The sequence below is a fragment of the Dysgonomonas sp. 520 genome (genome assembly GCF_010501095.1).
Lineage (GTDB): Bacteria > Bacteroidota > Bacteroidia > Bacteroidales > Dysgonomonadaceae > QVMP01.
Window position 1 is genome coordinate 1 of sequence record NZ_QVMP01000043.1, and the last position, 9,041, is coordinate 9,041.

The 9,041-nt window shown below is 29.5% G+C and carries 6 protein-coding genes; 1 reads left to right on the forward strand and 5 read right to left on the reverse strand.

The window, feature by feature from the left end:
* Positions 1–65: 65 nt before the first annotated feature.
* Together D0T56_RS16105 and D0T56_RS16110 are read right to left on the reverse strand one after the other, a co-directional pair.
* Positions 66–2,498 carry a hypothetical protein gene (locus D0T56_RS16105; RefSeq protein WP_163321193.1) on the reverse strand — a complete coding sequence of 811 codons (2,433 nt, stop codon included), beginning with the start codon at positions 2,496–2,498 and terminating at the stop codon, positions 66–68.
* A 29-nt stretch (positions 2,499–2,527) separates the two neighbouring features.
* Positions 2,528–2,839: a hypothetical protein gene (locus D0T56_RS16110; protein ID WP_163321194.1), complete on the reverse strand. Its 312-nt coding sequence runs from the start codon at positions 2,837–2,839 to the stop codon at positions 2,528–2,530.
* 148 nt (positions 2,840–2,987) lie between these two features.
* Here D0T56_RS16110 and D0T56_RS16115 point away from each other — a divergent pair, with 148 nt between their 5' ends.
* Positions 2,988–3,647, forward strand: coding sequence for a hypothetical protein (locus D0T56_RS16115; RefSeq protein ID WP_163321195.1), 660 nt, complete (start codon positions 2,988–2,990; stop codon positions 3,645–3,647).
* A 72-nt stretch (positions 3,648–3,719) separates the two neighbouring features.
* Here D0T56_RS16115 and D0T56_RS16120 read toward each other — a convergent pair whose 3' ends face one another.
* The 3 genes from D0T56_RS16120 to D0T56_RS16130 all read right to left on the reverse strand — a co-directional run bounded on the left by D0T56_RS16120 (position 3,720) and on the right by D0T56_RS16130 (position 8,956).
* Positions 3,720–5,582, reverse strand: a complete 1,863-nt coding sequence (locus D0T56_RS16120; RefSeq protein WP_185153899.1) for a hypothetical protein — start codon at positions 5,580–5,582, stop codon at positions 3,720–3,722.
* Between the two features lie 480 nt (positions 5,583–6,062).
* Complete coding sequence (locus D0T56_RS16125) at positions 6,063–7,094, reverse strand: hypothetical protein (protein WP_163321196.1); 1,032 nt, start codon at positions 7,092–7,094, stop codon at positions 6,063–6,065.
* Between the two features lie 50 nt (positions 7,095–7,144).
* On the reverse strand, positions 7,145–8,956 hold the full coding sequence (locus D0T56_RS16130) for a hypothetical protein (protein WP_163321197.1): 1,812 nt from the start codon (positions 8,954–8,956) through the stop codon (positions 7,145–7,147).
* Between the last annotated feature and the right edge of the window lie 85 nt (positions 8,957–9,041).

The window sequence follows — 9,041 nt, forward strand, 5'->3', positions numbered from 1 at the left end:
CTCTTACGGAACTTGCTTCACAGAAGGAACAGGAAAACAAGCCCCGTAAGCGCATAGCTTCTATATTATAATGACCTATATCGTTCTAGTACCTGTATCCGCTTATTGGTATTATTGATTTCTTCTACCGAAACCACAGGGTTAGGCATTTCTGTAATCGCTTTCTTAAATGCTTGAGCAAGCATATCTTCTCCCATTATTTGTGCAGATATATTTCCAGAGGGAATAGGCATACCTCCTCCTAATTGATTAAAAGCAGACAATACGGGAGAAAACATTGAAGTAGCTCTTGCAGTAAGCACACTCTCTCCATTACTTAACCATGCTGATATACTATCAGATGTTCCAGAACCTTCCCCAAGTACTAAACCTCCTAATGCATAACTATTCTTGCTGTTAGAAGAGCTACTCTTAGGTGCTTTTGGTTCTTTTTCTGATGAAATAATCTTTTTTGCTTTAGCTATGTTTGACAATACAACCCCCACAGCTGCTCCAACTTGTGCTATATAGTCAAAAGCAGTCATACCTTTTGCTGATTTGGTAGCATTTGCAATCGCTTCTGCGGAAGCAATCGCTATATTAAATAAAGCCATTGCTTTGCCAAATCCAGCCATTGTAGAACTTTGTTCTGCCCATGCATTGAAGAAATCTTCAAATCCTGCCCCTACAGCTTTTAATCCGTCAAAAACTTTTTGTTGATTCTCTAAACGTTTTGTTTTGGATTGCTCTTCTAATTCATCTAATTGCATTTGCAGATTAAGTTTTCGATTTAAGTATTCAGTATCAGTCTCTTCTTCCAATTGCCTAAGACATTCAATTTCAGTGGCTTTTTGTGCTATTTTTAATGCCAAAGTATTTTCACCATCAAGTTGAGTTTGCATTACCTGATTCTCCCATTCTATTTTTCTTTGGGAATCAAGGTATGTCTGTTGGTCTTCTTTCAATTTTGCTTCTTGTTGTCTGTATTTCTCTTTAATAATAGAGATATCTGTACCAATCTTCTCCGCAGACTCTATTTCTAACCGCTCTTGCTCTTTTAATTGCTTTATTTTTAAAGCAAGTTCTTCATCAGAGCCTTTCTTTATAATAGCAAGTTCATTCTCAATATTGGTTTTATATTTTTCTATACGTTTGCGTTCAAATTCTTCCCATACTTGATTTGCTTTTTCATCGCATTCTTTATCCAAATCCAATAACTGTTGATTAGATTTTTCTTCTATTAACATAATTTGGATAGCAAGCCTTGTACGATAGTCTTTTTCACTTTCCCCTTTTTGTCTGTTATTTCGCTCATGTTCTGCTAATTGCAATTTACGATCCTCTCCTATATACTGTGCTTGTAACGCATGAAATTTTGTCAGAGAAGTCAATCTTTCTTCATAAGAATATTCTTGATTATCTATTTTCTTCTTTTCCACTTCAGCTTCAAAATGTAGCATCTCTACAATAGCTTTGTCTTCTATTTTTAACGCATCCTCCAATGAAACCTTATATTCTGATAAGCTACTAGATGTATTACTCAGACCATCTGTCAGATATTCATTTAATTGTGTCCTAAGTCGTGCTAATTTTTGATTTTTTATTACCCTTTCCTCATAGGTCTTATCTGACATCCTTTCTGCTTCTTCAATGTTTTTTCTTATGTTCTCTACAGCCAAAGGTTCTTGATAAAACTCACCACCTTCTGGAGTTTTAAATAAATCATATAATTGAGTCATAGATTTATCCAGATCGACTCTGGCGTTTTGTATATCTTTAAATGGAGTATCCCATAAATTATCAATATCTTGTTTCCATAAAGCGGAACGCATTTTAGTCCATAATGGGTCGGCATTTTGGCTCTCTATACCATTGAATAAGTCATTCATATACTTATTAATATTGTCTTCACTAAACCCTTTTTTTCGTAAAGTTTCTTTTAACTCAGGTGCGTTCTTGCTCCAAACCTCAATATATTTATTATTTATTTTTTCTTGTGATACTGCAATTGTCCGATCTCTAGCAGACTGTAAAGCAGCTTTCGATATAGCTTTATATGCACCTTCAACATCTTGTAAAGAAATTATTTCTTGACTAAGTCCCTTTAAGTATACTCCATATTTGCTTATGATACTATCTTTTGCTTTTTGGTATTGAATTGAGCCTTTTTCTGCATTTCTAAGAATAGAGAATAATCGCTCATATTCAACTTTCTCTGTTGCAATTTGCTCTTGTAAATATTGTGAGGTTTGCCTTAGTTCGTCCTCTAAGTGTTTCCATTCTTCATACTTCTTAATTATTCCAGATATTGCTTGTGTTAGAAGATACAAACCACCATATACCAAACCACTTGCAGCAATTTTACTCATATTCATTTTTTTCATCAACGAGTCTTGAGCTTTTTCAAATAATCCCGTTACAGTAATTGCGGTTAATTGTTTTTGTGCAAGTTTATCTAACTCTGTATTTAATCCTTTAATATAATCTAAAAGACTTTTATCTATATCAGTTGTACTCATATTGCAGCTATTATTTGTTAGTCTGGGGGTTAATAATGTAGTTTATTTTCTGTATTAGCTTTTTTTTCTATTGCCTTAAGCAATGCTTCCTCATAGTATCCTAATAATTTCTGAATAGATTGAACTTCTTCTTTCATTTTTTTTATACCTTCTCTGTATAATTTTCTGCTAATTTTGTTTGAATTATAAGCAGAATCTAATTCTTTGGATAAAGCGTTTAGTTTATCTACCTTGTTTTGGAAATTTACAATGCAATTTGCCGACTTTGCATAATTAAAAGAGAACTCAAAAATTACTTTTTGTTTTGATTGAAATTTTTGCCTTAGCTTTTCTAAAATCATGATTTTAAAGTTTTATGTTAAGAATAATGTAGTTTTGCCTCTTTCTAATATAAGAAAAAAAAGAGAAATTTCAAAGTGTTTGAGAAAGAGATTTTAGAACTCCCTATAAAATATATACTTTTGTTGGAACGAAAAAAATATCGCTTTTATGGAAAAAAAAATCTTTTTCATTATTCTATCTTTTTGCCTCATTTCTTGTATTCAAATTGAAACTAAAGATATGTCCGGTAGAAAAACAACGAATAGATCTAAAGACGAAGATGTGAGCAAAATAACTCCGGCATTGCCTGATAGCATTATTAAAATAGAGGAAAAAAAAGCCATTGCCAATATAATGTTTGGAATAAATAAAGCGCAGTACAAACAAGAAGAAAAGAAATTCTTAAAAGATGTTACAATAGTAGATTCTCACAATTATCAATTAGGTGAGTACGAATTCTTTCTTTTGAATTCCAAATTCTACGATGGAGGTTTATACTTTATAGATTTATATGGTTCTCCTTATAATGCTCGAAATCAATACAAAGTACTATATGAATTACTTGAGACTAAATATAACAAGCCACAAATTAAGAATGATTTTCCTGACAATCTGCCATCTACAGGGAGAACAGAATATACCCTTGCCAAATGGAATATCGGTAAAAAAATAATAGATATTGTATTATTTTCACATGATGGAGAAAGATATTCTATTCATTTATATTCATATATTCCAAAGGTAAAAGAACTTGCTGAGAAACTAGAAAGCGAGAAGAAAAATATAGAAAAAGAAAAGAATGCATCTAAAGCAATTGATCTATTGTGAAGATTTTTAAGCCATTAGATATAAATAAGGGTATGGGTTTTGATTTATATACATACCCTTATTAAAAATCCCTTATTTAGAATAAATTATCTTCGGAGCTTTAAAAATATAGCCATAAATAACATCTTTTCCGTTCCGCTGTCTAACTGCATCAAAATCAAACCATTTTTTTAAGTCTTTTATTTTTATGTCCGCCTCAACACTCAAAGCCGTAGAAGCTTGATTGAGATGTTTTAGTATCTTATCTCTTTTAACAAAAACGCCGTATGAAAATTCATCTTTTAAATATAAAAATATCTTATCATCACACTTTTTCTCTTGATTCATTGACAGCAATTTTGCTTTAATATCCTTTTGAATATATTTCATTGATTTGATGGTATCTACTCCTAGTTTATTCAATGCATCTTTAATAAATGGGTATTTCTTTTCAATTTCTACTATTTCGGTGTTATTTATTAAGAAAACATTATCTTTTAATTCAATATATCTATTAAATACCTCTTGAAATGTGGGTTTCTTCATCAAACTGCAAATAACATCCTCGTCAATTTTCTCCCACTCTATTTTTGAAGCTTGTATGTTATTATCCTTATAAGCAGCATTTAACGATATTCCATCTTTATATATAATATTATGTATACGATAATAGTATAGTTCATGCTTAACAAGCATGTCATTGACAATAAATTTATCGGCGTCTTTATCATAAGTAATATAACATGAATTACTTTGTTTTTTTAATTCTATAATCTGCTGTTTTTTCATCGAAAAATCAAATTTCTCGTTATATAAATCAACTCTTTTCTGTGCAATATTTAATTCTTCTTCAAATGATTTTTTTACTTTTTCAAAATCAATATTCTGTTTGGAATAAGAGTTGCTGAATATATGAACTATGAAATTTCTGAATGGATTGTCTAGTGTCCTTATGCGTCCCGCAATTTGAGGAACATCGGTTGAAATATCAAGCAAGGTATGTTTATTATGTCCGTTGCTTACAATATAGCATATTCCATCTTTAGAATAGTAATCAGCACCTTCAAATGATTTGCTTGTAATAAAATTGAACATTCTTGGTTCATCCACAGAACGTGAAATAGTATATGATTCTAATACTCCTTTATTTCGGTCATTATCTGCGCATATTATTCTGCATTCATTATTTTTTAACTGCGTATGGTCTAATATTGATTTTATATCAGTAACAGAATTTAAGAATATAAAAGCTTGCGTTGATTTTATTCCATTTCGGATAATATAACCATCTTTCTTGTATTTTTCTATAATATTAGCCATCGCATTATATGGTTTATTCGTCTTATAAGGTACAATCTTTAACTTTTCGACATGTTTCCAATCTGCATAATACACGGGAGTGTTTTTGAGAATATTAGGTTTATAATCTGGAAGTATAGGTGTTGCTGACATAAAACAATAAGACTTATAATCTTGAAATGAATCAAATACTCCATTAATAGCTTTGTCACGAAATGCATAAGACTTTAATAAAGAATGGTATTCATCAATTAGCAGCCTATAACCTTTTGTATTTATATATTTAGATAAATAAGGTAATTTATCATAAGTACACATAATCTTTTTAACTCCATCTTGTTGTAAATATCTTTTTAGTTCTCCTTTTAAAGTTAAAGAAAAAGTGCCATATAATCCAAAAAGATTTCTAACAGGACTTAATCCTGCGTCTTTATTATCTGACTGATAAATATAAGGATTATTGTTATAATCATATACAGGGTACAATTTATTCAATATTAATTCGGTTGTTGGTACTGCAATGACATAGTTCTGGTCATTATCTAATACTATTGTTGTCCCTCCACATCCGCAAGTGACTTTATTAAAGATACAGTTGTGTGGCAAGTCCTTCATGTTTAAATACCCATCTTTTGATTCTATTTTTAATGGTATCATTTGTTTTCTTAATTTAATTTTTGTTACAATGTAATCATATCTAATCTTCTGAGGTTTATCTATTTATATTTTTTGTGTATCTGTAATTTAGAAGTATCTATATATAGGCATAATCTGACAAAAAAGTTACAGATTAGGCAAAAAAATAGAGCTCGGATAAGCTCAACTTATTTATATTGCTTTTAGAATATTGTGGTAAATATTTGTTTTTGCTCTAAATTCTATCTTTGAAGATTGTTTTTGAGGTAATATTTGAAGCGGGAGTAGTGATTTACGGTATTTTGAAAAGATTGTATGTTGCTGAAAATCATTATACAAAGATAGCCATTTTAGATTTGACAAAAAAGTAAATGTAAAACAAACTTGAAAAATCGATTAGATGTATAAACGCCTTGAATGTTCATATTATTTGACTACAAATAAGTCGAAATATTTATAGAAAACTCTATAAGTTCTTCATTCTATTTATGTAATAAACGATTAATATATTTGCTTTTTTAAAATTACCTCTTTGTCTTTTATCTTATAATCAACAATATAATAATCTTCGATAGTTTTCAAAAAAACTTTCTTTTCTATAGAATGTCTGTTATAAATCATCTTGAGTATACAAACAATAGTTGCATTAGGTACAGTCTTCATTGAAGCAAAGTTAGAATATATTTCTTTAAGCACAGGTGGGCTGAAACGTTTATACTCACCTTTCGTCATTATATTTCTTTTTAGTGTACGTTTCATCTTCGTTTCAGAGTAATCTACTTCTAAAATATATTCTTTCCCTAAATTCTCGTAACATTTTGTCATAAAACTATATCTATTCTGTGCAATTTGTTTAAAATAGTTATCGAAATACTTGATTGCAGAAAGTGTGTAAATAGCATCAATAAATGACAATATAATAGCATTTTTCAGTTTAACCTGTTTCTTTGGGAAAGTATATTTTTTAAATTCATGCAAATAAAAAAATAATCTTCTATATATTGGTGGAAAACCGCCTTTAAGTTCTCGGGTATGCAATCCTTCAAATTCATTTTTAAATAAAATATGAAATTGTTCCATGCTATAAAGTGGCGCTATTCTAGGAGCATTCTCTTTATATAGATTATCAAAATAATTTGTATCGTAAGAATTAAACAAAGTTCTTTCCATAGTGGGAGTATAGATTGAATTTTTATCTACTTTTCTTTTTTCTACGAGTTCTTTGAGTTTCTCTATCCTTTTGTTTCTGTTGTCGTTATTCAATACCTGAATAGATAAAATTGAAGATACTGAAATTCTATATGATGAATATATCTCATAAATAGGAGAATATGCTTTATCATCCATTTGAGTAAATATGAAAGAACCTTTTGCACTAACTTCCGATATATTAACAAGTCGAATTTCATTTTTTGTTGCGCCAATATATCGAATTTCAGCATCATCAAAGTTATAAATAATAGCCTTTAATATTTCATTAAACTTCGAGAAGTCGGTTATTAGTTCTGTTTTATATAATTCTTTATCATTCATAATTAGATTTTTCAGTCAATTTTTATTTCCCAATTTAATGTGTAAAGATATTATGTCCTAAATTCGTTAAACTTGGATTTAAGTAATTTATATCCTTTCTGAAACTTATCTTTTCGTTTAATACTTCTTCTTGCCGAAACATCAAAATAATTATGTATATCTGTTGCTTTTATGACTTTCCTTAGACCTAACTCTCTATATATAAGAGCAAACTTTTTAATTATTTCTTGTTCCGTATATGCAGTTTCTATTTTAAAGGACTTCAAAACAGCCTCTATAACAGGAAAGCTTAAACTTTTTTCATCCGATTTCTTCTTAATTAAGGCTAAGGTTAGTTGCTGTTTACTATACCTCTTTCTAACAATAAATTCTTTATCAAAATTCTGACAAATTTCAACTATAAATTCATCTTTTCGTTTTAACTCTTCAAGAATTACTTTTTGTTCCTCGGTTTCACTACCTTTGTTCAATTCTAGATTAAAAAATGTATCAACGATTTCTTTTCTAAGCAATTTACTATTCGAAGATGATATTTTAAGTTTCTCAGATTCCCAATCGTATATATTATTGTATTGATTTTCAATTTCAAATAGTTCTTCATCTAGCGAATATGATAATATAAAATCTTGCCATGTTTTATATTTCGCTTTTGCTGCTTCGGAATCTAATAGATTTTCAGTCATGAAGTAATTGAAAGAATTATCCTCTTCCATATACTTACTTATATCAACTCTTTCAAGTGCTTCTTTCATCACTTGTCTAACACCTTGTTCAACTGCTGAATTATAAATTGTTTTCAGTTGAATATAAGCATTACGTTGCTCTTTCAGATACTCTTTCAACTCTGAATATTTCTTGGCTTCAATATTTTTATCAAGTCCTGCAATATGAGTAAATGTAGATATTCCATTTCTAAACCTTCCTGCAATTTGCCTTGACTCTAACAACGGTTCTATCAATGTTTGAGGTGCTTTGATTGCATCTGAAACAATAACAATATGAGGTTTGTGTTCAGTAATAATATCAACGGCTGAAAAGAATCGGCTTGTAAAAAAATTGTATTGATTCAATTCGGTTAATTCACTCGAAACACTGTTCAATCCTTTTCTATATAGTTTTTCTATACTCTTTTCCGCACAATATATGTTAGAAATATCTTTTATATTTAAAGTTTGAATGATAGAAACTATAATATCTATCGAGTTAATGAAAAAACAAATCCGATTATCTTTTTCTTTTGGAATATGCTGTAAAAAATGTTTTATGTCTTGCAATAAGTTATTACTACTATATAAGTTAACATTTAAAGCATGATGCCATCGAGGTTCTATCATTATATCCCTGAATCCAGACTTTCGAAAAATTGGATAATTTGCAAAATTGGTAATTGTAGCGGAAATTACAGAACGCTTCTTAAATTTCCAGAAATCTTGCATTGGTTGTGTTATGGTATTTCTATAATCAATTTCACTTGTTAATTTATGAGATTCATCAAAGAGCAAAAAATAATTATCATACATATTTATATCAGTCATATAGAACGCCCGTTTTATCTTCTCAAAAGATTCGGGTGTACTCATCAATTTCTTATATGTTATCTTTTCGTCTAACAGATAAGTTATAATATCAGAAGTCCTGACCCCTTCGTAAACACCAAACAAGTTCGTATGCTTTGCGGTCTTTCCTAGAATAACAGGAGTATTCGGTTCTATGATAATAGAGTTTCGTTTTGTCTTTATTTCTAGTGTCGTAGCTCCTATTCCTGTAATCTTCTTATAGATTATAGCATTTTCGGGGATTTCTGATATAACTGAATCCAGATATTTGTTTTTATCTTCTAAGTATATAACTTCTTTCTTCACTTATGGATATTAAATCTTATTCTTCAAAATTACTACTGATGCGTTAATTTTTCAATTTCAACCGTAATAGGTTGATTATATATAA